Annotated in this window: 23 protein-coding genes; all 23 read right to left on the bottom strand. The window is 39.0% G+C overall.

The window, feature by feature from the left end; translation table 11 throughout:
- Positions 1–175: 175 nt before the first annotated feature.
- The 23 genes from murA to ACFSCX_RS01345 all read right to left on the bottom strand — a co-directional run bounded on the left by murA (position 176) and on the right by ACFSCX_RS01345 (position 21344).
- On the bottom strand, positions 176–1477 hold the full coding sequence (gene murA / locus ACFSCX_RS01455) for a UDP-N-acetylglucosamine 1-carboxyvinyltransferase (RefSeq protein ID WP_377926312.1): 1302 nt from the start codon (positions 1475–1477) through the stop codon (positions 176–178).
- A gap of 31 nt (positions 1478–1508) precedes the next feature.
- Positions 1509–2252 carry a YwmB family TATA-box binding protein gene (locus ACFSCX_RS01450; protein WP_377926311.1) on the bottom strand — a complete coding sequence of 248 codons (744 nt, stop codon included), beginning with the start codon at positions 2250–2252 and terminating at the stop codon, positions 1509–1511.
- Between the two features lie 223 nt (positions 2253–2475).
- Complete coding sequence (locus tag ACFSCX_RS01445; protein WP_377926310.1) at positions 2476–2712, bottom strand: DUF1146 family protein; 237 nt, start codon at positions 2710–2712, stop codon at positions 2476–2478.
- Positions 2713–2833: 121 nt separating this feature from the next.
- Positions 2834–4336 (bottom strand): NADH-quinone oxidoreductase subunit NuoN, encoded by a 1503-nt coding sequence (gene nuoN, locus ACFSCX_RS01440; RefSeq protein ID WP_377926309.1) that lies wholly within the window; start codon positions 4334–4336, stop codon positions 2834–2836.
- 4 nt (positions 4337–4340) lie between these two features.
- On the bottom strand, positions 4341–5867 hold the full coding sequence (locus tag ACFSCX_RS01435) for an NADH-quinone oxidoreductase subunit M (protein WP_377926308.1): 1527 nt from the start codon (positions 5865–5867) through the stop codon (positions 4341–4343).
- Positions 5864–7732 (bottom strand): NADH-quinone oxidoreductase subunit L, encoded by a 1869-nt coding sequence (gene nuoL / locus ACFSCX_RS01430; protein ID WP_377926307.1) that lies wholly within the window; start codon positions 7730–7732, stop codon positions 5864–5866. The genes ACFSCX_RS01435 and nuoL overlap by 4 nt, the downstream gene beginning before the upstream one ends.
- A gap of 198 nt (positions 7733–7930) precedes the next feature.
- Positions 7931–8245: an NADH-quinone oxidoreductase subunit NuoK gene (gene nuoK / locus ACFSCX_RS01425; RefSeq protein WP_377926306.1), complete on the bottom strand. Its 315-nt coding sequence runs from the start codon at positions 8243–8245 to the stop codon at positions 7931–7933.
- Entirely contained in the window at positions 8242–8757 is a 516-nt protein-coding gene (locus ACFSCX_RS01420; protein ID WP_377926305.1) for an NADH-quinone oxidoreductase subunit J, read from the bottom strand. The genes nuoK and ACFSCX_RS01420 overlap by 4 nt, the downstream gene beginning before the upstream one ends.
- Positions 8754–9173: an NADH-quinone oxidoreductase subunit NuoI gene (nuoI, locus tag ACFSCX_RS01415; protein ID WP_377926304.1), complete on the bottom strand. Its 420-nt coding sequence runs from the start codon at positions 9171–9173 to the stop codon at positions 8754–8756. The genes ACFSCX_RS01420 and nuoI overlap by 4 nt, the downstream gene beginning before the upstream one ends.
- A 34-nt stretch (positions 9174–9207) precedes the next feature.
- Positions 9208–10212, bottom strand: a complete 1005-nt coding sequence (gene nuoH / locus ACFSCX_RS01410) for an NADH-quinone oxidoreductase subunit NuoH (protein ID WP_377926303.1) — start codon at positions 10210–10212, stop codon at positions 9208–9210.
- Positions 10212–11312 (bottom strand): NADH-quinone oxidoreductase subunit D, encoded by a 1101-nt coding sequence (locus ACFSCX_RS01405; RefSeq protein WP_377926301.1) that lies wholly within the window; start codon positions 11310–11312, stop codon positions 10212–10214. Before ACFSCX_RS01405 ends, nuoH begins: the two co-directional genes overlap by 1 nt.
- 3 nt (positions 11313–11315) lie before the next feature.
- Positions 11316–12848 (bottom strand): NADH-quinone oxidoreductase subunit C, encoded by a 1533-nt coding sequence (locus ACFSCX_RS01400; RefSeq protein WP_377926300.1) that lies wholly within the window; start codon positions 12846–12848, stop codon positions 11316–11318.
- Complete coding sequence (locus ACFSCX_RS01395; protein WP_377926299.1) at positions 12845–13363, bottom strand: NuoB/complex I 20 kDa subunit family protein; 519 nt, start codon at positions 13361–13363, stop codon at positions 12845–12847. Before ACFSCX_RS01395 ends, ACFSCX_RS01400 begins: the two co-directional genes overlap by 4 nt.
- Positions 13354–13728 (bottom strand): NADH-quinone oxidoreductase subunit A, encoded by a 375-nt coding sequence (locus tag ACFSCX_RS01390; RefSeq protein ID WP_377926298.1) that lies wholly within the window; start codon positions 13726–13728, stop codon positions 13354–13356. The genes ACFSCX_RS01395 and ACFSCX_RS01390 overlap by 10 nt, the downstream gene beginning before the upstream one ends.
- Before the next feature lie 507 nt (positions 13729–14235).
- A complete protein-coding gene (locus ACFSCX_RS01385) occupies positions 14236–14637 on the bottom strand; it encodes a F0F1 ATP synthase subunit epsilon (RefSeq protein ID WP_377926297.1) in 402 nt (133 codons plus the stop codon).
- A gap of 26 nt (positions 14638–14663) precedes the next feature.
- Positions 14664–16085: a F0F1 ATP synthase subunit beta gene (gene atpD, locus ACFSCX_RS01380; RefSeq protein ID WP_377926296.1), complete on the bottom strand. Its 1422-nt coding sequence runs from the start codon at positions 16083–16085 to the stop codon at positions 14664–14666.
- A 42-nt stretch (positions 16086–16127) separates the two neighbouring features.
- Positions 16128–16988: a F0F1 ATP synthase subunit gamma gene (locus ACFSCX_RS01375; protein ID WP_377926295.1), complete on the bottom strand. Its 861-nt coding sequence runs from the start codon at positions 16986–16988 to the stop codon at positions 16128–16130.
- A 106-nt stretch (positions 16989–17094) separates the two neighbouring features.
- Entirely contained in the window at positions 17095–18603 is a 1509-nt protein-coding gene (atpA, locus tag ACFSCX_RS01370; protein ID WP_377926294.1) for a F0F1 ATP synthase subunit alpha, read from the bottom strand.
- Positions 18604–18630: 27 nt separating this feature from the next.
- Positions 18631–19167: a F0F1 ATP synthase subunit delta gene (locus ACFSCX_RS01365; RefSeq protein ID WP_377926293.1), complete on the bottom strand. Its 537-nt coding sequence runs from the start codon at positions 19165–19167 to the stop codon at positions 18631–18633.
- Positions 19164–19643, bottom strand: coding sequence for a F0F1 ATP synthase subunit B (atpF, locus tag ACFSCX_RS01360; protein WP_377926323.1), 480 nt, complete (start codon positions 19641–19643; stop codon positions 19164–19166). Before atpF ends, ACFSCX_RS01365 begins: the two co-directional genes overlap by 4 nt.
- Positions 19644–19946: 303 nt before the next feature.
- Positions 19947–20165: a F0F1 ATP synthase subunit C gene (gene atpE / locus ACFSCX_RS01355; protein WP_377926292.1), complete on the bottom strand. Its 219-nt coding sequence runs from the start codon at positions 20163–20165 to the stop codon at positions 19947–19949.
- 47 nt (positions 20166–20212) lie between these two features.
- Positions 20213–20953, bottom strand: a complete 741-nt coding sequence (gene atpB, locus ACFSCX_RS01350) for a F0F1 ATP synthase subunit A (RefSeq protein ID WP_377926291.1) — start codon at positions 20951–20953, stop codon at positions 20213–20215.
- A gap of 22 nt (positions 20954–20975) precedes the next feature.
- Complete coding sequence (locus ACFSCX_RS01345; protein ID WP_377926290.1) at positions 20976–21344, bottom strand: ATP synthase subunit I; 369 nt, start codon at positions 21342–21344, stop codon at positions 20976–20978.
- Position 21345 lies beyond the last annotated feature (1 nt).

Raw genomic sequence — 21345 nt, 5'->3', positions numbered from 1 at the left:
ATTTCTGAATCAAGAAAGTGGTACCTATATCATAGATAACTTGGTTAATTGTTACTTGTAAAAAAAGGATATTACAGTAAGTGTATTTGAGTTACCCTAAAACTTAAAAAAAGTATTTGACATTGTACGCTTAACTTACAAAAAAGAAGCCTTTAATTAGGCTTCTTAAAAGGACTTATTCAGAAACTTTTGCTTCCTGCACTTCTTGAATTGGAATTTCCTCGCTAATACGCTCAATGTCTGCTCCTAGGGCAGCGAGTTTGCCATGGAAATTTACATATCCGCGATCTAAGTGTTTTAATTCTGTTACACGAGTATAACCATCTGCTACAAGTCCTGCAATAATAAGTGCAGCTCCAGCGCGTAAGTCTGTTGCAGCTACCTCTGCACCTTGTAGCGTACCTGGTCCACTAATAATAACTGAGCGTCCTTCAATTTTAATTTCACCATTCATGCGACGGAATTCTTCAACATGCATGAAACGATTTTCAAAAACAGTCTCTGTTATCATACTCGTTCCGTTTGCTTTAAGAAGTAGTGCCATCATTTGTGATTGCATATCTGTTGGGAACCCAGGATGTGGCATAGTCTTCAAGTCAATTGCTTTTAATGTCTCTGGGCCAATAACACGTAATCCATCATGTTCTTCAACAATGGTGACACCCATTTCTTCAAGCTTCGCTACTAATGAGCTTAAATGCTCTGGTACAGCTCCTTGAATAAATACATTTCCACCCGTTATAGCTGCAGCAACCATAAATGTCCCTGCCTCTATTCGGTCTGGAATTACAGCGTGTTGAACACCGTATAACTTTTCAACACCTTCAATACGAATTGTTCCAGTTCCAGCACCGCGAATTTTAGCACCCATCTTATTCAGATAATTCGCTAAGTCAACGATTTCTGGTTCTTTCGCACAATTTTCTAGTGTTGTGGTACCTTTTGCTAAAGTAGCAGCCATCATTACATTTTCGGTTGCTCCGACACTTGGTGTATCAAAATAGACCTTTGCACCGTGCAATCGTCCTTCAACCTCAGCTTCGATATAGCCGTTTCCAACTTTTACTTCAGCTCCCATAGCTTCAAAACCCTTTAAATGCTGATCAATAGGGCGAGATCCAATTGCACAACCACCTGGTAATGCAATTCTCGCCTTGCCCCTGCGCGCTAATAGTGAACCCATCACTAACACGGATGCACGCATTTTTCGAACATATTCAAAAGGTGCTTCTGTTAATAACTCTTTCGATGCATCGACAGTAATTTGACCATTATCAAATGTAACATCAGCATTTAACTGTCTTAATACTTCGTTTATCGTATAAACATCCGAAAGAGCAGGTACATCAGTAATGACACTTTTACCTTCACTTGCCAAAATGGATGCAGCGATGACAGGCAGAACGGCATTTTTTGCACCTTCAACCTTAACAGTACCGTTCAATTGTCTACCGCCGCGGACGATGATTTTTTCCAAGGTATTCCCCTCCGCGTCCAATTTCTCTATATTAATATTCAGACGTAATGATTGGTGTGCTAACTACAAACGTAGTCTTATCGCCCAATCCTAATTTTCTTAAGGCTATTTGTACGTTCATTTTACCATTCATGGTAGGAAGTACATTTTCCCACTTTTCAGTATATGCAGTGACCGAGACAAATGTCTCTTCGTTTAAATATTCTATTAATTCTGCATCAAACTTACTCAAAAGCCCTTTGGCTTCATCAAATAAAACCCCTTCAATAGTATCATTGAAATTCCCTTTTACACAAGAGAAATTTGTGGGATTATCTTGAAATATGTCGGCTTTTGTCTTTGTGAAAACAGGAAAATATTCCTTACTTTGATTTTGTTTCCAACCGCTTCCAACTGCCTCGTAAATAAGATACGTATAATAGTGATTGTTTGTGAGGGCTGTAGATAGAATTATTTTCTCCTGGAATGCGGAATCATGAACCTTTGTTCCAACTACTTTAAAACGATCCGGACCATGTTGAAAATCCCACTTAAAATCAGAGGTCTTACTCTGTAATTCAGTCACTTTCTCCGTAAAGCTTTTTTCATCAATGACCGAACTTACCTCTTCTTTAGTATATAGACTCCACTCCGATATCGTGACATTTTCACCTTCTAGCTCGTCTACTATTTCCAGTACCTCCAGGTCTTCCCCGCTTGCTTGTATGGTTTTATACCCAATAACACCACTCATGCAAATACAAAGCATACATAACCTTATAAACAATGTTTTCAATCCGTTCACTCCCTCTCCTTAAGAATCATTCTTGCCAGATTAGGTGTGAACATACGTGGAAAAAGTCGTCATCATTTGACATTAATTTTTCTGGTAAATCTAAATAGATCAAGACAAAAAAATATATGAAAGGATCAATGAAAACATTCACATTGGTTCGTAGTAAAAATGTATAGTTTTTGTTAAGATTTTGAGGAATTTTGTGTATTCCCTGAGGCTACTCCTAGAATAAAAGAGGAATTTGCTGGGACCAGATTAAGTAATCTAGGAAGAAATTACTAACAGTAGATCCAATCGCGATAGTAAATAATATTAACAAAATTCGAGCCTGTAAAACTTTGTTTGCCTTAATGAGAGCGTCAATACGTAGTCCTTGAAGCGCCCACCATGTAATCACGATGAATATTAAATGTGAAATAATACTTAGTAAAGCTTGCTGTCCAAAAAATGCATTTACCATATCCTTCAACTCCATTTCTAATTTAAATCAAGTTCATGAAAATTAGTTAGGTGTAAAAAAAATAAAGAAGCTAAATAGTTAGCCCCTTTATTTAACAATTGTCCAAAGACAAATCAGTTATTTACTGAAAAAAGTCTGTTAAAACATTTGTACTCCCATGGTAGAGATCAAGAGCTAAACCTGGGAATATACCTAATGCTATTGTACCAACAATACATAGAACCATCACAATCAAAAGACTAGGTGCAGCCTTTATCGGTTCTTTATCACTTGCTGGACGGAAAAATATTTGTCCTAATAGACCAAAGTAATAAATATACGAAACAACTGTTACCCCAATCATAATAGCGGATAAAACATAATGTTCCATAAAGAGGGCACCTAAGAAAATATTTAACTTTGCCATAAATCCAGCTGTACCTGGGATTCCGGCAAGAGATAATATAAAGATTCCCATTGCAATCGCAATAATTGGGGATCTACGGTATAACCCTGCAAATTCACTTATATCTTCTTTCCCTGTTTTGGAAACGATTAATTGAATAATCGCAAAGGCCCCTAGATTCATTAGTAAATATGAGCCTAAGTAAAACCATATTGAGTCTAACATAAAAGGTGATAATGCAATAAAGGCAACTAATAAATACCCCGCATGCGCGATACTTGAATAAGCAAAAAGTCTCTTAATATTGCGTTGTTTTAATGCAAGAGCATTTCCTAGAATCATCGTAAGGGCTGCAAGAACGGCAATATAATCCCCCATTGCCATGAGTAAGCTCGTTGTTCCACCTTGTGCTGGTGTTGATGAAAAAATAGTCAAGAAAATGCGAAGCACAATAATAAAACCAGCGGTCTTAGAAACGACACTCAAAAATGCTGTTACAGGCATTGGCGAGCCTTCATATACATCAGGCGCCCACATATGGAATGGGGCAGCTGCTAGTTTAAAGGCAAGACCAATAAACACTAACAAGAACGCAATAGCTGATATGAACTCTAAATCAGAAGAGAATAGAGCACGTAATTGCTGGCTTATGACAAATAAATTTGTAGATCCGGTAAGACCGTATATATAACTCATACCAAATAATGTTATAGCGGTAGAGATACCACCATTAATAACATATTTCATTGCAGCTTCATTTGTTGGTAAATGGCGTTTTCTTATACCTACCAACACATATGAAGAGATTGTTAATAGCTCCAGTCCAACAAAGAGTGTTATTAAATCCGCACTGGATGCCATCATCATGGCTCCAAGTAAAGCGGTTAACAACAGATAGTAAAACTCGCCTCTATATTCAAGCTTTTCTTTAGGTTCATAGCCGGCAGCTAAAAGCATGACAAGTCCTGCCCCTACTAATAACAGAAGCTTAAATATTTTTGCAAAGGAGTCTAATCTATACGTATTTTCAAGGATTTGAACAACTGGTTGATCCAATTGAGTAAATAGTATTCCAAGTGCCACAATAATACCAGCTAAACCAAGCCAAGCAAATTGCTTTCGATCTATACTTGGCTTTAAAAATAGGTCTAGTAAGGAGAGAAGTGTTGCAACACCAAGGATGACAAACTCTGGGCCCATCGCTCCCCATTCATAACTCAAAAGTGTCTCTATATCCATCTCCTCACCCCCCTATTCCTATCATAATAGTCTCTAGTGTTGATTGAAGTGGACCAGTTAATACAGCAGGATATACACCAATTAATACAATTAATCCAACTAGAATTAGAACTGGAACTAACTCAACACGTCTTATATCAACTACTTCAGTAATTTTTTCATTAAGTGGACCATACGTCATATTTAGCACCGCACGCAATAAGTAAACGGCTGTCATAATGATTCCAATGGTACCGACTGCTGCAATGATTGGCATTTCTTTAAATAAGCCTAGGAACGCCATAAACTCACTAACAAAGCCTGACATACCAGGAAGACCTAATGATGCCATTGCCCCGGTTAGGATAAATCCTGCTGTTAGTGGCATTACTTTCGATATTCCTCCAAGGTTCATTAAAGAAGAAGTATGAACACGTTCATATAGAACTCCTACTAAAAAGAACAATAATGCCGAGATTAACCCGTGAGAAATCACTTGGAAAATAGCACCCTGAATTCCCGCTTCATTTAGTGCAGCTAATCCTATCAAAACAATTCCCATGTGGGAAATACTTGAGTATGCAAGTACCATTTTGAAATCGTCTTGAATGAAAGCCAAAAACGCACCATATAAAAGATTTATCACACCAAGAATAGCTAAAATGACTGAAAATGATACAAATTCCTCGGGAAATAATCCCGCTCCAAATCGAATTAAACCGAATGCACCAATCTTCAATAGAATTCCCGAATGAAGCATTACGATTGATGGAGGTGCCTGTACGTGAACTCGTAACATCCAGCTATGCAAAGGAAAAATAGGAAGCTTTACTCCGAATGCTACTAATATTCCTAAGAACAATCCCCATCTTAACTCAGTTGTAATTGGAAGTGGAATTTGATTACTTGGGATATTCCCTGAAAGGATTTCACTAAGTAATGCAATATTAGAAGTACCTGTTCTTGCAAACAGTACAATGATTACGATTAAAAGAATGGCAGAGCCAATTCCATTGTAAACGAGATAACTATATGCTGCTTTTTCACGGTCAAAATATCCCCATTTTCCAATTAGGAAAAACATTGGAATCAATGTAAGCTCAAAGAAAATGAAGAATAATAGTAGGTTCTCAGCCGCAAATACACCAAGCATACCAAGCTCCAATAGAAGGAATAACATAAAATATCCTTTCCATTCCTTCTTAATATGAATCGATGCAATCGCTGCAAGTGATGCCAAAATCGTTGTAAGTAAAAGTAGTAACATTGAAAACCCATTAATACCAAGCTCATAATCAATAGCAAAAAGACGAACTTCTATTCCTGGAAAATAACCGAATTGAATCCATTCATAAGCCTCAGAAAAAGAGGATAATGCCTTTCCACCCTTATATTGCATATAAATAACTAGAGCAACAGCTAATGGTAATAAAGTGCCTAAAAAGCCGACAAGCTTTATTGTATTTTCTTGTGTTTTAGGTATGAAGAGCAATAACAACATACCTAACAGTGGGGAGAATATTAAAAGTGATAAAAGAATCGATTCATTCATCCTATATACCCCCCTGCAAGTGCATAAATCAAGATAAGTACAGCTAACCCTACAAATGCAATGGATCCGTACACTTGAACTTGACCATTTTGTAATGACGTACCAAATCTATTGATACTAAACGTAATCCCTTTAACAGCCTTAATAATTCCTTCGATAATAAACAGTTCAATATATTTTAGGAACAAACTAAATGTCTTCGTTGCAAAAACGATTGAATTTTGGTAAAACTCATCTACAAAGTATTTGTTTTTCAAAATACTGTATCCTGCTGGGAAATAGGAGGATAGCCAGTCACGACTAATTTTCTTATTTCCATAAATCATATATGCCAATAAAATTCCTGCTAATGATACGAGAGTCGCAACTACCATAATCCAAAATGGCCCTTCAATATGACCATGTCCTAAAGCGTGGTTTCCTTCAACTAACCAGTCTCCTAAAAATGTTCCAAACCATGGAGTATTTACATAACCAGCAACAATTGCTAACACCCCAAGGACGATCATTGGAAATAGCATGACACCATGTGACTCATGAACATGCTGCACCTTTTCCCTTTGCTCTCCTGTAAACACCAAGAAGAATAGTCGGAACATATAGAATGCTGTAAAGAAAGCTGCAACTACCGCTAACCAGAATAGGCCATAATTGCCGTGAGCCCAAGTTGCCAATAAAATTTCTTCTTTACTAAAGAATCCTGAGAATAAAGGTACCCCACTAATTGCTAATGTTCCAATTAAAAATAATGGAGCGGTGAAACGAAGCTTTTTCCAAAGCCCACCTAATTTTTCGATATCTTGGATATGTGTTGCATGAATGACACTTCCAGCTGCTAAAAACAATAATGCTTTAAAGAATGCATGTGTCATTAGATGAAACACACCAGCTACATAACCAGCAGACCCTAATGCTAGCATCATGTATCCTAACTGACTGACAGTCGAGTATGCTAAAACACGTTTAATATCAGTTTGGACAAGACCGATCGATGCGGCAAAAATGGCTGTAATTCCACCAATTACTGCAACTGTATATAGAGCCGCTTCACTTGCTGAAAATAGCGGGAACAGTGCTGCTACTAAATACACACCTGCAGCTACCATCGTTGCAGCATGTATAAGTGCTGATACAGGTGTTGGACCTTCCATAGCATCTGGTAACCATGTATGTAATGGAAACTGTCCAGATTTCCCAATAGCCCCTACGAAAATTAGGATGGCTGTTAATGTAATCATTTCATACGATATACTTCCAGCTGCAACAGCACTAAAGATTTCATCGTACTCGAAGCTACCTACTTGCCAGAATAACAGGATCATTCCTATTAATAATCCAACATCTCCAATACGTGTCATGATGAAAGCTTTTTTTGCTGCGGCACGTGCATCCTTCTTATAAAAATAAAACCCGATAAGTAAGAATGAACCAAGCCCTACAAGCTCCCAGAAGATATAGGTTTGAAGTAAGTTAGGTGATAATACTAAACCTAACATTGCAAAAGTAAATAACCCTAAGTATGCATAAAAAACATGAAAGCGTTCGTCATCATGCATATACCCTTTTGAATACATATGTACTAGAAAGCTGACTAGTGAAACAATCACTAACATTAACGCATTAAGTTGATTCACTTCAAAGCCAGCGGTTAACTGAGTTTCTCCAATGGATAACCATGTAAATTCTGACTTGATGTTCTCGCCATATAAGCGATTCATCAGAACGATAACAGAATATACAAGGGAGAAAAACGTGAACGCAATACCTACATATGCACTTCCTTCTTTCATCCGTTTGCCGATTAGAAGTAGTGTTAAAAAGGAGGCAAGCGGAAAAAGCGGTATTAACCAAGCATTTTCCATCATTTTGTATCACAATCCCCTTTTTTGGAATCTAAGCTCCAGCACCTAGTCCGACAATGACCAAATAATCTATAGCTACCCATCATTCGCTGATGAAGAAGTATGTTTGTCAGGCAGCACATTATGTGCAGAGTTTTGACCGTTGCCGACAGGAATGTCGGCATTTATTGGCCAAACTTTTGGCGCTTTCGCTTTTTTAAATTAACGTTTCAACATATTCATTTCATCTACATTAACAGTTGCACGATTTCGATATAAAGCAATTAAGATGGCTAATCCCACTGCTGCTTCAGCAGCTGCTACAGTAATCGTAAAGAGTGAGAAAATTTGACCAGTAATACTTGGATTTACTCCATACTTACTAAATGCAACTAAATTAATATTAACTGCATTTAGCATTAACTCAATAGAGATTAACACGACAACTGCATTACGCTTTGTTAACGCACCATATAAACCAATGCAGAATAAAATTAGGGCTAATACGAGGTAGGCTGATAATGGAATTGAACTCATTCCTTGTTTGCCTCCTTTTCATCGTCTCTTTTAGCTAAAATAATCGCACCGACTAAAGCTACTAATAACACTACTGACATGAGCTCAAAAGGAATTACAAATTTTGAATAGAGCTCAATTCCAATTTGCTTTGTGTTTTCCACGTGTAGTTCAGTGGCTTGATTTCCTAGATCTAAGTCAAAAATACCAAAGTACATCGTTACCGCGAAAATAGCGATACCACCAATAATTAATATTTGTTTCGAAACGCTCGTTTTAGGCTCACTTTTATCATTGTGCCTCGTCAGCATAATTCCAAATAACATAATGATGGTAATGGCACCGGAATAAATTAAAATTTGTACGGCTGCTACAAATTCTGCTGATAATAATACATAAATCCCAGCAATGCTTATAAATGAAAATACTAATGCTATAACCATGTGTACGACTTGCGAGAGGTTAATCATGAGAATTCCACCGGCAATAGCGATTAATGCTAATACAAGAAAAACTAGAAACTCGCCACTCATGCTTTGTTCTCCTTTCGTACGTTCGCATCGTTTTCATCTAGCCACTCAAGGTTTTTGAATAAATTGTCACGGCTATATTCAGCAAGTTCAAAATTGTTTGTCATAACGATTGCTTCTGTCGGACACACCTCTGTGCAAAGGTCACACAAGATACAAATCTCAAAGTTTATATCATAGGTATCAATGACTTTTCCTTTTTTATTCGGATCAGGGTGTTTTTTTCCTGTTAACTGAATACAGTCAGTCGGACAGATATTCGCACATTGATTACAAACGATACATTTCTCAGGATAAAACTTTTGGATCCCTCTAAAACGATCTGGAAGTGGTAATGGTTCGTTTGGATAATCATATGTGACTTTCTTTTTCGTTAAGTTTTGAAGGGTATATTTCAATCCTTTCGCTAATCCTAGCATGCTTTCACACCCCTTTTCTAAAACGATTTATAGTTTAAAAGAATAGTTCTTTCATTAGTGCTGTTAAAAAAATATTAACAAGAGCTACTGGTAATAGCACCTTCCAGCCAAATTCCATCAATTGATCCGCACGTAGACGTGGGAATGTCACTCGGAACCAGATTAAGATAAAGACTACCAGTGCGAACTTTAATGCAAACCATACAGCACCCGGTATAAAGGTTAGTCCAAATGGAGCTAACCATCCTCCTAGGAATAGAACTGTTGTTAATGCTGCCATTGCAAAAAAATACACATATTCAGCAAGCATGAAAAATGCCCAGCGAAATCCTGAGTACTCTACATGGAAACCGGCAACAAGTTCAGACTCTGCTTCCGGTAAGTCAAACGGTGTACGGTTTAATTCAGCAACCGATGCGATGAAGAAAACTAAGAATGCAATAGGTTGAAGGAGAATAAACCAAGTCGTATCTGCTTGTGCCGCAATAATATCATTTAAGTTAAGGCTTCCTGATAGAAGAATAACGCCAATCACTGACATAACAAGCGGAATTTCATACGAAATCATTTGTGCAGCGGCACGCATTCCACCCATTAATGCATATTTATTGTTAGACGCCCAGCCCCCTGTTACAACACCAATTGTTGTAATTCCAGATATGGCGATATAATATAGTAAGCCCACTCCAATATCAGCAAACTGGAAAGCATCTGTAAATGGTATTGTCGCCAATACCATAAAAGCTGGTGTAAACGCTATTACAGGTGCAATGATAAACAAAGGTTTATCTGCCAATTTGGGAATCGTATCTTCTTTCAGAAGGAGCTTTAAAACGTCTGCAACGGTTTGTAGTAACCCCCATCTTCCTCCAACTTGGTTAGGACCGATACGTCCCTGCATAAAACCCATTACTTTACGTTCTGCTAGAATTCCATAAGTAACGAATCCTAATACTACCATTAGTAAAGCGGTAGCTAATCCAAAGAAAATAGCGAAATTAGTAAGACTTGGAGTAGATTGTAATAGATTTTCAATCATTAACCGTCAACCTCCCCAAGTACAATATCAATTCCACCTAAGATAGCAATCAAGTTCGCCATATTCTCACCTTCTAATAGCTTTGGCAATATTTGAAGATTATAGAATGATGGACGCCTAAACTTTAAGCGGTATGGTTCTTTCTTTCCATCACTTGCAATATAACAACCAATCTCACCACGCGGTGATTCAATTCGAACAAAAGCTTCACCAGCAGGTGCCTTGATGATTTTTGGCACTTTCGCCATAATCTCGCCTTCTGCAGGAAATTGTTCTACAGCTTGCTCAATAATTTTCAGAGATTCCTCTATCTCTTCCATTCGGCAGTGGTAACGTGACCAACAATCTCCCTCTTCTCTTATAGGAACGTCAAACTTAAAGCGGTCGTAAATGGAATACGGTTCATCTTTTCTCAGATCCCATTTCACTCCAGTACTACGCAGATTTGCTCCGCTTAACGAATAAGCAAACGCTTCTTCTTTCGTGTACTTCCCTACCCCTTTGACACGAGACATAAAGATCTCGTTTCCAGTTACAAGCTCATGATAGCCAGCTAACTGTTTTCTCATATAAGGGACAAACTCGCTAACTTTCTCAATCCAACCTTCTGGAGCATCCCATTTCACTCCACCCACACGCATATAATTGAACGTTAAACGAGCCCCAGAAAGTTCATTTAAAAGATTAATAATCATTTCACGTTCACGAAACGCATAAAGGAATGGACTTACGGCACCAATATCCAATAAGTAGGTACCATACCACACTAAGTGACTAGCAACACGTCCTAGTTCCATTGCAAGTACACGAAGATATTCTGCTCTTTCGGGAATTTCTAACCCCATCATTGTTTCTACAGCATGACAGATTACATAATTGTTCGTCATGGCTGATAAATAGTCCATGCGGTCAGTGTAAGGAATAATTTGTGTATATTGTAGGTCTTCTGCTAATTTCTCAGTACCACGGTGAAGATATCCAATAACCGGAGTAGCTTCCTTTATGATTTCCCCATCAATTTTAAGTACGATACGGAAAACTCCATGTGTACTAGGATGCTGTGGACCTACGTTTAGTAGCATTTCTTCAGTACGAATCAATGACTACACCTCCACATCGTACGGTTCATAGTCTTTTCTAAGTGGATACCCTACCCACTCATCAGGTAACATAATTCTAGTTAAATTTGGATGTCCAGTAAACTTAATTCCTAGTAAATCGTATGCCTCTCGCTCTGGCCAGTTCGCACCTTCCCAAAGCTTAGCTAAAGAATTAATACCCGGTTCATCACGATCGATCTTCACTTTTAAAGCAACAGATTGACGATTCTTGTAGGAATAAAAATGTACGTAGACTTCCATATGTGTGACAAAATCTGTTCCATGCAATTCAGATAAGTATTCAAAGCTCAACTGTTCGTTAAACTTTAGAAATTCTGCAATTTTATAATACGTATCTTGTTTTGCTACTAATGTTGGAACATCCTTTGATAAACGATTAATATATGAGTCTTCTAATACATCGCCTAAATGTTCTTTTATTACCTTCACATATTTATCTAAGTAAGGTTGATTAGGTGATGGCTTTTGTTCTTCCTTTTCCTTTGCAGCATCAGAAGATGCCCCTGCTTTGGCCTTAGCTGCAGCGGCTGCGGCTGCTTTGGCCTTGGCAGCGGCTATGGCTTTCGCCTTTTCGTCATCTGCATCTCCGCCTCCAGCCGTAGCCTGGGCAGCTGCTTTTGCTTTTGCCGCTGCGGCCGCCTTTGCTTTTGCCGCTGCAACTGCTTTGGCCTTTTCATCATCAGCAGAACCTTCGGCATCTCCGGACTCTCTGTTTTGCTTTGCTAGTGCCGCAGCTTTTGCCTTGGCAGCAGCAGCTGCTTTTGCTTTTGCAGCAGCTGCTGCTTTTTGTTTTGCAACATCTATGTCCTCTGGACCCTCTTGTTGACTTTCACCTTCTGCAGCTTGCTTCTCTGCTAATCTTTTAGCGGCTGCTGCTTTTGCTTTCTCAGCGGCTTCGCGCTTTAATTCTTCTTTCGTTTTTTCAGCAGCAGGCTCACCGCTTTCTCCACTTTCCTGTGCTTGTTTTTCTGCTAATCTTTTGGCAGCTGCTTCCTTTGCCTTCGCAGCTGCTTCTCGTTTTAATTCTTCTTTTGTTTTTTCAGCAGCAGGCTCTTCGCTTTCTCCGCTTTCCTGTGCTTGTTTTTCTGCTAGTCTTTTGGCGGCTGCTTCCTTTGCCTTCGCAGCTGATTCTCGTTTTAATTCTTCTTTTGTTTTTTCAGCAGCAGGCTCTTCGCTTTCTCCGCTTTCCTGTGCTTGTTTTTCTGCTAGTCTTTTGGCGGCTGCTTCTTTTGCCTTCGCAGCTGCTTCTCGTTTTAATTCTTCTTTTGTTTTTTCAGCAGCAGGCTCTTCGCTTTCTCCGCTTTCCTGTGCTTGTTTTTCTGCTAGTCTTTTGGCGGCTGCTTCCTTTGCCTTCGCAGCTGCTTCTCGTTTTAATTCTTCTTTTGTTTTTTCAGGAGAAATGGCACCTTCCTCCGTTGCTTCGCTCTTCTTTTCAGCAATGCGACGCATTGCTTCTTCCTTCGCTTTTTGAGCAGCTTCTTTCTTTTGCTGTTCTAAGCTTTTTTCATCACTCATCGACTAGTCACCTGCTTCCCAGTCTTTGCTTCATAACGAATTTTCTCTTTCAATTTATTGATTCCATATATTAAGGCAGCAGGATTCGGTGGGCAACCAGGAATATATACATCAACAGGTACAATTTGGTCAACACCTTTAACAACCGCATATGATTTCACATACGGTCCCCCTGCCGTTGCACAGGACCCCATCGCAATGACCCACTTAGGTTCTGGCATTTGGTCGTATAATCTTTTCAATACAGGAGCCATCTTCTTCGTTACGGTACCTGATACAATCATACAGTCGGATTGACGTGGAGATGTACGGAAGAATGACCCGAAACGATCTAGGTCATAATGTGAAGAACCTACTCCCATCATCTCGATCGCACAGCATGCTAAACCAAAGGTTAATGGCCATAATGAATTACTTCGAGCCCAAGCTTTTAGCTCTTCTAACGTAGTTAGAAAGACACTTTGCTTTAACTCTTCCATTTCTTCAGGTGTTATATTTTCTAGTTTTAGATCCATTTTAGCACCTTCTTCTTCCAAGCATAGATTAGCCCAATTAATAGTAAAACAACAAAAATTAACATTTCTATTAGTGCGAATATCCCTAGCTCTTCATACGCAACAGCCCATGGGTACAGGAAAACTGTTTCTACGTCAAAAATAACAAACATTAGAGCAAAAATATAATATCTCACGTTAAACTGAACTCTAGCATCATGAAAGGGATCAATACCACTTTCATATGTAGTTTGCTTAGCAGCAGTCGGTTTGTGAGGACGTAAAATACGGCCAGCAGTAAGTGCAACAACTGGTAAAATAACGCCTAACATTAAAAAGATGACAACAATTAAGTAGTTATTTTGGTACAGATTTAAGTGCTCCATACCAGTCCCCTCCTTTAAATCAACAACTCATTTTTGCTATTATATAACTCTATAATCATAAAAAAATTCTTTGTAACCGTAAACATTATAACACTTCGCCATATATGTGTCGACCAACCTTAGAATTCTCCAAAGGTTTATATTTAGAGGTTCTTTATCATGCCTATGAGTCACGATTGCAGTTATGAGTTATGAACTTGTCGCACTCTCTAAACTTACTTAAGGTTTCATAGCACGTCAATGAGTTTAGAGATGTAGATATTGGTAATAAAGATGCTCCCTTAACAAACCCTCAATTGTGTGTGAAGAACAAAAGGCGCAAGCGCCCCGTTTAGCCACGACAAGCAAAAATGTTCTTCACTTCATGTTATTGGACCTCGGGTGGGGTGGACGCAGAGGCCGGATTCAGATTTACTACTCGCCCGATTTTACACATAACATGCTTTAATAATCTCCTCTATACAAATAAAAATACCTCAGGATACTTTCATCCTGAGGTACTTATGATTATATACGTCCCGTAACTTTTAAACGGTTGATTGCACGCTGCAAGGCAAGTTCAGCACGTTGCATATCGATGTCAGCTTCTTTTGCTTGAAGGCGACGCTCTGCACGTTCTTTTGCAGCTTCAGCACGGGTAACATCAATATCTTCTCCGCGTTCAGCAGCTTGTGCAAGAACAGTTACTTTATCAGGTCGAACTTCTAAAAATCCTCCTGTTACAGCAACATACTCAGTGCTTCCTTCCTTTTTTAGACGAACTGTACCGATTGCAAGTGGTGCTACCATAGGGATATGTCCTGGTAAAATACCAAGTTCACCACTTTTTGCTTTTGTGCTAACCATTTCTACATCTGATTCATAGACGGGGCCATCAGGAGTCACTACACTGACTTTGATTGTCTTCATATTTAAACCCTCCTATGTCCCTATTTTTATACTTCTACACCCATTGATTTTGCTCTTTCGATAACTTCTTCAATTCTTCCGACTAGACGGAAAGCATCTTCAGGCAGGTGATCGTATTTACCTTCTAAAATCTCTTTAAATCCTTTTACTGTTTCTTGTACAGGTACGTAAGATCCTTTTTGTCCTGTAAACTGTTCAGCAACGTGGAAGTTTTGAGATAAGTAGAACTGAATACGACGTGCACGGTGAACGATTAACTTATCATCGTCAGAGAGCTCATCCATACCTAAGATTGCGATAATATCTTGTAATTCTTTGTAACGTTGTAGAGTTGATTGTACTTGACGAGCAACTGAATAGTGCTCTTCTCCAACGATTTCAGGTGCAAGAGCACGAGATGTTGAAGCAAGTGGATCTACCGCTGGGTAAATACCCATTTCAGATAGCTTACGCTCAAGGTTAGTCGTTGCATCTAAGTGAGCGAATGTTGTTGCAGGAGCTGGATCCGTATAGTCATCGGCAGGTACATAAATCGCTTGGATAGACGTGATTGATCCTTTGTTTGTCGATGTAATACGTTCTTGTAACTGACCCATCTCTGTTGCAAGTGTTGGTTGGTAACCTACCGCTGAAGGCATACGACCTAATAGGGCAGAAACCTCAGAACCAGCTTGTGTGAATCGGAAAATATTATCGATGAAGAATAGAACGTCTTGTCCTTGCTCATCACGGAAATATTCCGCCATTGTTAATCCAGTTAATGCAACACGCATACGTGCACCAGGTGGCTCGTTCATTTGTCCGAATACCATCGCTGTTTTCTTAATAACACCAGAATCACTCATCTCGTGGTAAAGGTCATTTCCTTCACGAGTACGCTCACCTACACCAGCGAATACCGAAATACCACCGTGCTCTTGAGCGATGTTGTTGATTAATTCTTGAATAAGAACCGTTTTACCTACTCCAGCACCACCAAATAGACCGATCTTACCACCCTTAATATAAGGAGCTAGTAAGTCTACTACCTTAATACCCGTTTCAAGGATTTCCACCTCAGTAGATAACTCTTCAAATGTTGGTGCTTGTCTGTGAATTGCATCACGACGAGCTCCAGCTGGAAGTGCCTCATCAAGATCAATATTTTCACCTAATACGTTGAATACACGACCAAGCGTAACGTCACCTACTGGAACCGAGATTGGTGCTCCAGTATCAGCAACTTCTAAACCACGAACAACTCCATCAGTTGATGCCATTGCAATTGTACGAACCGTATCATCACCTAGGTGAAGAGCAACCTCAAGTGTTAACTCGATGTTTACTTCATTTTCACCAGTTGCTTTATGGTTAATTGTAAGGGCGTTATAAATTTCAGGAAGATGTCCAGCTTCAAACTGTACGTCTACAACAGGACCCATAACTTGGGTAACGCGTCCTTTTGTCATCGTTTTCCCTCCTAACTTACTAATAAGACTCTATATGCGAAATTATTGTTGTTGAGCTGCTGCTCCACCAACGATTTCTGAAATTTCTTGTGTGATTGCTGCTTGACGTGCACGGTTGTAAACAAGCGTAAGGTTGTTGATAAGCTCTTTCGCGTTATCTGTTGCACTCTTCATAGCAGTCATACGTGCTGCGTGTTCACTTGCTTTACCATCTAATAATGCACCGTAAACTAAGCTTTCTGCATATTGCGGAAGCAACACTTCTAAAATCTCTTCTTCCGAAGGTTCAAATTCATAAGAAGTTAGCTTCGCATCAGTTGCAATATCCGTTAATGGAAGAAGCTTCTTCTCTGTTACTTGATGTTCAATGGCACTTACAAAGTGATTGTAGTAAAGATATAGTTCATCAAACGTTTCATCTGCAAACATGTTTACCGCTTTACTTGCGATATCCTTGATGTCGGCAAAGGAAGGTTGGTCACCTAGACCTGTAATTTCAGAAACGACGTTTACTCCACGCTTTTTGAAGAAGTTTAAACCAATCTTACCGATAGCAATAACACCGAATTCATCATTTGAATTATGGCGATTTTGCATTGCCTGGTATGCTGCACGAAGGATGTTACTGTTATATGCTCCCGCCAATCCACGATCTGAAGTGATAACGATATAACCAGTCTTCTTAACATCTCTTGTTTGCATCATCGGATGATCGACACCAGATGAACCAAGAGCGATACTTGCAACAACCTCTTGAATTTTTTCCATATAAGGAACAAAAGCTTTTGCATTGTTTTCAGCACGATTTAATTTCGATGCAGATACCATTTGCATGGCTTTTGTAATTTGGCTTGTCTTTTTTGTTGAATTTATTCTTGATTTTATATCACGTAAGGATGCCAAAGGTTTTCACCACCTTTTTTAGCTAATAAGACATTCCAAAAAATTGTTTGGAACACTTTTAATCAAAGGAACTAAGCAGCACTTCAATGCTGCCTAGCTGTTTATATTACTCAGAAACAACAAATGTTTTCTTAAATTCGTTAATAGCTTTTGCAAAATCATCGTCGCTTGGTAATTCTTTTGTTGTTGCAATGTGATCTAGAAGATCCTTCGCATTATGATCTAACCAAGTGTGGTACTCTTCTTCAAAACGACGAATATCTCCAACTGGGATATCATCAAGGAATCCACGAGTTAGTGCGTATAGAATTGCTACTTGCTTCTCAACTTTTAAAGGCTTGTTTAAAGGTTGCTTTAGAACCTCAACTGTACGAGCTCCACGGTTTAACTTTGCTTGCGTTGCTTTATCAAGGTCAGAACCGAATTGTGCGAATGCTTCTAGCTCACGGTATGCTGCAAGGTCAAGACGTAATGTACCTGAAACCTTTCTCATCGCTTTAATTTGCGCTGATCCCCCTACACGTGATACAGATAGACCGGCATTGATCGCTGGACGTACCCCTGAGAAGAATAAATCTGATTGTAGGAAGATTTGTCCGTCTGTGATAGAGATAACGTTTGTTGGAATATAAGCTGAAATATCACCAGCTTGAGTTTCAACGAACGGAAGTGCAGTAATAGAACCTGCGCCTTTTGCGTCCGAAAGCTTTGCAGCACGCTCAAGTAAGCGAGAATGCAAGTAGAAAACATCCCCTGGATATGCTTCACGTCCTGGAGGACGCTTTAATAGTAATGAAAGCTCACGGTATGCTGCCGCTTGCTTAGAAAGATCATCATACACGATAAGAACGTGCTTACCATTATGCATGAATTCTTCAGCCATTGTTACACCAGCAAGTGGTGCAAGATATTGTAATGGAGCCGGTTGTGATGCAGATGCAGTAACGACGATAGAGTAGTCTAATGCTCCGTTCTTTCTTAGTGTTTCAACAACTCCACGAACTGTTGATTCCTTTTGCCCGATCGCAACATAGATACAAATCATGTTCTGATCTCTTTGGTTTAAGATAGTATCGATTGCAACAGCTGTTTTACCTGTTTGACGGTCACCGATAACTAACTCACGTTGTCCACGACCAATTGGGATTAAAGCGTCAATCGCTTTAACACCTGTTTGTAATGGTTCATGAACTGATTTACGATCCATAACACCTGGTGCTGGACTTTCAATCGGACGAGTTTTTGATGATTCGATTGGACCTAATCCATCAACTGGTTGCCCTAATGGATTAACAACACGTCCAATTAACGCTTCACCTACTGGTACTTCCATGATACGGCCTGTACGACGTACTTCGTCACCTTCACGGATTTCCTTGTATGGTCCTAAAATAACGATACCTACGTTATTTTCTTCTAGGTTTTGTGCCATACCCATGACACCATTAGAAAATTCTACAAGTTCTCCAGCCATGACATTGTCGAGGCCATGAGCACGAGCGATACCGTCCCCAACTTGGATTACAGTACCTACATCATTTACTTCAATTTCAGACTGATAGTTTTCAATTTGCTTTTTTATCAGCGCACTGATTTCTTCTGCTTTGATGCTCATGAATTTCACCCCTATTCTTTCGAGTCTTTATTTCAATAACTCACGCTCAACGCGAGCTAATTTACCACTTACTGAACCGTCATAAATACGGTTACCGATGCGGAGTTTCACTCCACCTATCACGCTTTTATCTACAATATTTTGGATTCGAAGAGCACTCTTTCCTACCTTCTTAGCAAAAGTAGACTCTAGCGTTTTCTTTTCATCCTCAGTTAATTCTCTAGCTGAGTAAACCTTCGCGTCCGCAATCCCTCTTTCATCGTTAGCAGCCCCAATAAAGAATTCTACAACATCAGAGATAATTGCTTGACGGTGTCGGTCAATTAAAATCATTAACGTATTTAAAACAGGTGTAGAAACATTAGCAAAACTTTCTTTTACTAACGATTTCTTTGTTTCTTTTGTTACTTTTGGGTGGTTTAACACAGAATTCAATTCTTTGTTTTCTGCAAAAACCGTTTTAATTGCAAGAAGCTCTTGTTCTACTTTTTCTAAAAGGTTCTGTTCTTTTGCGACTTGAAATAGTGCGATTGCATAGCGTTTTGCTACTGTTCCATTGCTCATCGCCCTTGACCTACCTCTTGAATATACTCATTGATAAGCTTTTGCTGATCTTGTTCGTTAAGTTCTTTTTCAATAACCTTAGATGCGATTAGAACAGATAATGAAGCAACTTGCTCTCTTAATGCAGCGACAGCTTGCTCTTTTTCTTGAGCAATTTCTTTTACAGCTGCATCTTTAATACGTTCTGCTTCAGTGCGAGCTTCAGAAACGATTGATTTCTTTTGCTCCTCACCAAGCTTCTTAGCATTTTCGATAAGCTCTTGAGCTTCTTGACGTGATTGCTTTAATAACTCACGCTGCTCTTCCACTAATTTCTTAGCTTCTTTATTACTATTTTCAGCTGCGCTGATTTCGTTTCCAATGTGTTCTTCACGCTGCTTCATGATTCCCATGATTGGACCGAATGCAAATTTACGAAGAAGCGCTAATAGAATTAGAAAAATTGCTAATTGGAAAAGAATATCTCCATAGTTCATTCCACCTGCTCCAGCACCTAAAATAAACAGATCAAAATTTAACGGCACATTATTCACTCCTTTCGAAGAGTTCCATCACTTTTTTAACCATAAAAATGTGTTGATTTATTAGTTCATATCATAGATATTTATAATTTACATAAATGAATGGCGAAGTTTTACATAGAAGCAACTTCGCCATTCAAGTTCGCGCCTGCGGTTTTTTAAGCTAAATTCCCGCGTCAGCTAGAAGTTCTCTTCTAATAAGCTGCACTTCCCCCGAATTTGTCGCTTCTGACCACCGCAAAAGCTTTATTGTTCTTATTAAGCGCCAGCACCGAATACCATGAATGCGATTACTACCGCGATAATTGGAATCGCCTCTACTAACGCTACCCCGATGAACATTGTTGTTTGAAGCTTACCTTGAAGCTCAGGTTGACGTGCAATCCCTTCCACAGTACGAGATACGATTAAACCGTTACCAATACCAGCACCTAGTGCCGCTAAACCAATTGCAATTGCAGCTGCTAATAAACCCATTATAAAGTCCTCCTTAAATTTAACAGAAATTTTATTATTTTTTATGATTAATGGTCATGACTCACTTTGTGGGCCAAATATACCATCGTTAACATAACAAAGATAAATGCTTGAATTGCACCTACGAAAATACTAAACCCTTGCCATATCAGCATCGGTATTGCTGACATGATTGTTCCTAAGATCCCACTTCCCATACTTTCAAGATAGCCATTAGTAGCTAGTCCAGCAAGTAATCCTAGTAAGATTTCACCAGCGAAAATGTTTCCGTATAAACGAAGACCTAACGTTAGTGTGTTCGCAAACTCTTCAATAATCTTAATTGGTAAGAATACCGGGAACGGCTTAAAGTAGTCCTTACCATATTCTCCTGCACCTTTCATTTTCACACCGTAAAAATGTGAAAGGGCCACAACCATAACCGCTAAGGTTAAAGTTATTATTGGATCAGCTGTTGGTGATTTCCACCATAGTTCGTGTTTACCTTCATCAACAATGGCGAATGGTAGACCAAGCATATTCGCTACAAAGATATACATTAACAGTGTTACTCCTAATGTTAGGAATCTTCCACCTGTGTTCCAATCCATCGTACTCTTGATAATGTTGCGTACAAAATCCATGATCCACTCAAAGAAGTTTTGTGCTCCAGTAGGTCTCATCGATAATGATCGGGTTGCTATAATAGCAATAATAAACACAATAACAGCTGTAATGGTTGTCATCATCACGTTTGATAAATTGAACCAAAGCCCTAAAAACTCAACTCTAGGAGCTGTATGTTCCAAATGTGTTCACCTCTCTTCTTTGCTACTTGCGTATAGTTTGGATGATAATATCTATCATAATGACAATATAAGATGTCATTAATCCCACAATGACTCCAGCGCTATGAAAATATTCTGGAAAACGAAATGAAATCATTACTGCTAGTGCAGCTGAAGCTAGTCTTGAGAATGTCCCAATCGACATCACTTTTCTTCCCTCTGCAATGGCTTGTCCAAATCTCTCGGTTTTACGAACCATAACCCATAAGTTGTAAAGACTTAGAGCTGTACCAAATATCAATCCCAAAAAAACGGATTGATAGGGAGTAAACCCATAGCCTAGTACATAGATTGACAGCAAATAGAATATGTATTTCCGATGCCGTACAAAGATGTCTTTAATATCGGACATG

Source organism: Bacillus salitolerans (genome assembly GCF_042680805.1).
Classification (GTDB): domain Bacteria; phylum Bacillota; class Bacilli; order Bacillales; family SA4; genus Bacillus_CJ; species Bacillus_CJ salitolerans.
The sequence above is the reverse complement of the archived record's forward strand: the minus strand, read 5'-3'. Positions and strand labels throughout refer to the sequence as shown.

Excerpts from the sequence above, each read along its gene's own strand:
- ACFSCX_RS01445 (WP_377926310.1), bottom strand. The coding sequence starts at position 2,712 with ATGGTAAATGCATTTTTTGGACAGCAAGCTTTACTAAGTATTATTTCA.
- nuoN (WP_377926309.1), bottom strand. The coding sequence starts at position 4,336 with ATGGATATAGAGACACTTTTGAGTTATGAATGGGGAGCGATGGGCCCA.
- ACFSCX_RS01435 (WP_377926308.1), bottom strand. The coding sequence starts at position 5,867 with ATGAATGAATCGATTCTTTTATCACTTTTAATATTCTCCCCACTGTTA.
- nuoL (WP_377926307.1), bottom strand. The coding sequence starts at position 7,732 with ATGATGGAAAATGCTTGGTTAATACCGCTTTTTCCGCTTGCCTCCTTT.
- nuoK (WP_377926306.1), bottom strand. The coding sequence starts at position 8,245 with ATGAGTTCAATTCCATTATCAGCCTACCTCGTATTAGCCCTAATTTTA.
- ACFSCX_RS01420 (WP_377926305.1), bottom strand. The coding sequence starts at position 8,757 with ATGAGTGGCGAGTTTCTAGTTTTTCTTGTATTAGCATTAATCGCTATT.
- nuoI (WP_377926304.1), bottom strand. The coding sequence starts at position 9,173 with ATGCTAGGATTAGCGAAAGGATTGAAATATACCCTTCAAAACTTAACG.
- nuoH (WP_377926303.1), bottom strand. The coding sequence starts at position 10,212 with ATGATTGAAAATCTATTACAATCTACTCCAAGTCTTACTAATTTCGCT.
- ACFSCX_RS01400 (WP_377926300.1), bottom strand. The coding sequence starts at position 12,848 with ATGAGTGATGAAAAAAGCTTAGAACAGCAAAAGAAAGAAGCTGCTCAA.
- ACFSCX_RS01395 (WP_377926299.1), bottom strand. The coding sequence starts at position 13,363 with ATGGATCTAAAACTAGAAAATATAACACCTGAAGAAATGGAAGAGTTA.
- ACFSCX_RS01390 (WP_377926298.1), bottom strand. The coding sequence starts at position 13,728 with ATGGAGCACTTAAATCTGTACCAAAATAACTACTTAATTGTTGTCATC.
- ACFSCX_RS01385 (WP_377926297.1), bottom strand. The coding sequence starts at position 14,637 with ATGAAGACAATCAAAGTCAGTGTAGTGACTCCTGATGGCCCCGTCTAT.
- atpD (WP_377926296.1), bottom strand. The coding sequence starts at position 16,085 with ATGACAAAAGGACGCGTTACCCAAGTTATGGGTCCTGTTGTAGACGTA.
- atpA (WP_377926294.1), bottom strand. The coding sequence starts at position 18,603 with ATGAGCATCAAAGCAGAAGAAATCAGTGCGCTGATAAAAAAGCAAATT.
- ACFSCX_RS01365 (WP_377926293.1), bottom strand. The coding sequence starts at position 19,167 with ATGAGCAATGGAACAGTAGCAAAACGCTATGCAATCGCACTATTTCAA.
- atpF (WP_377926323.1), bottom strand. The coding sequence starts at position 19,643 with ATGAACTATGGAGATATTCTTTTCCAATTAGCAATTTTTCTAATTCTA.
- atpE (WP_377926292.1), bottom strand. The coding sequence starts at position 20,165 with ATGGGTTTATTAGCAGCTGCAATTGCAATTGGTTTAGCGGCACTAGGT.
- ACFSCX_RS01345 (WP_377926290.1), bottom strand. The coding sequence starts at position 21,344 with ATGTCCGATATTAAAGACATCTTTGTACGGCATCGGAAATACATATTC.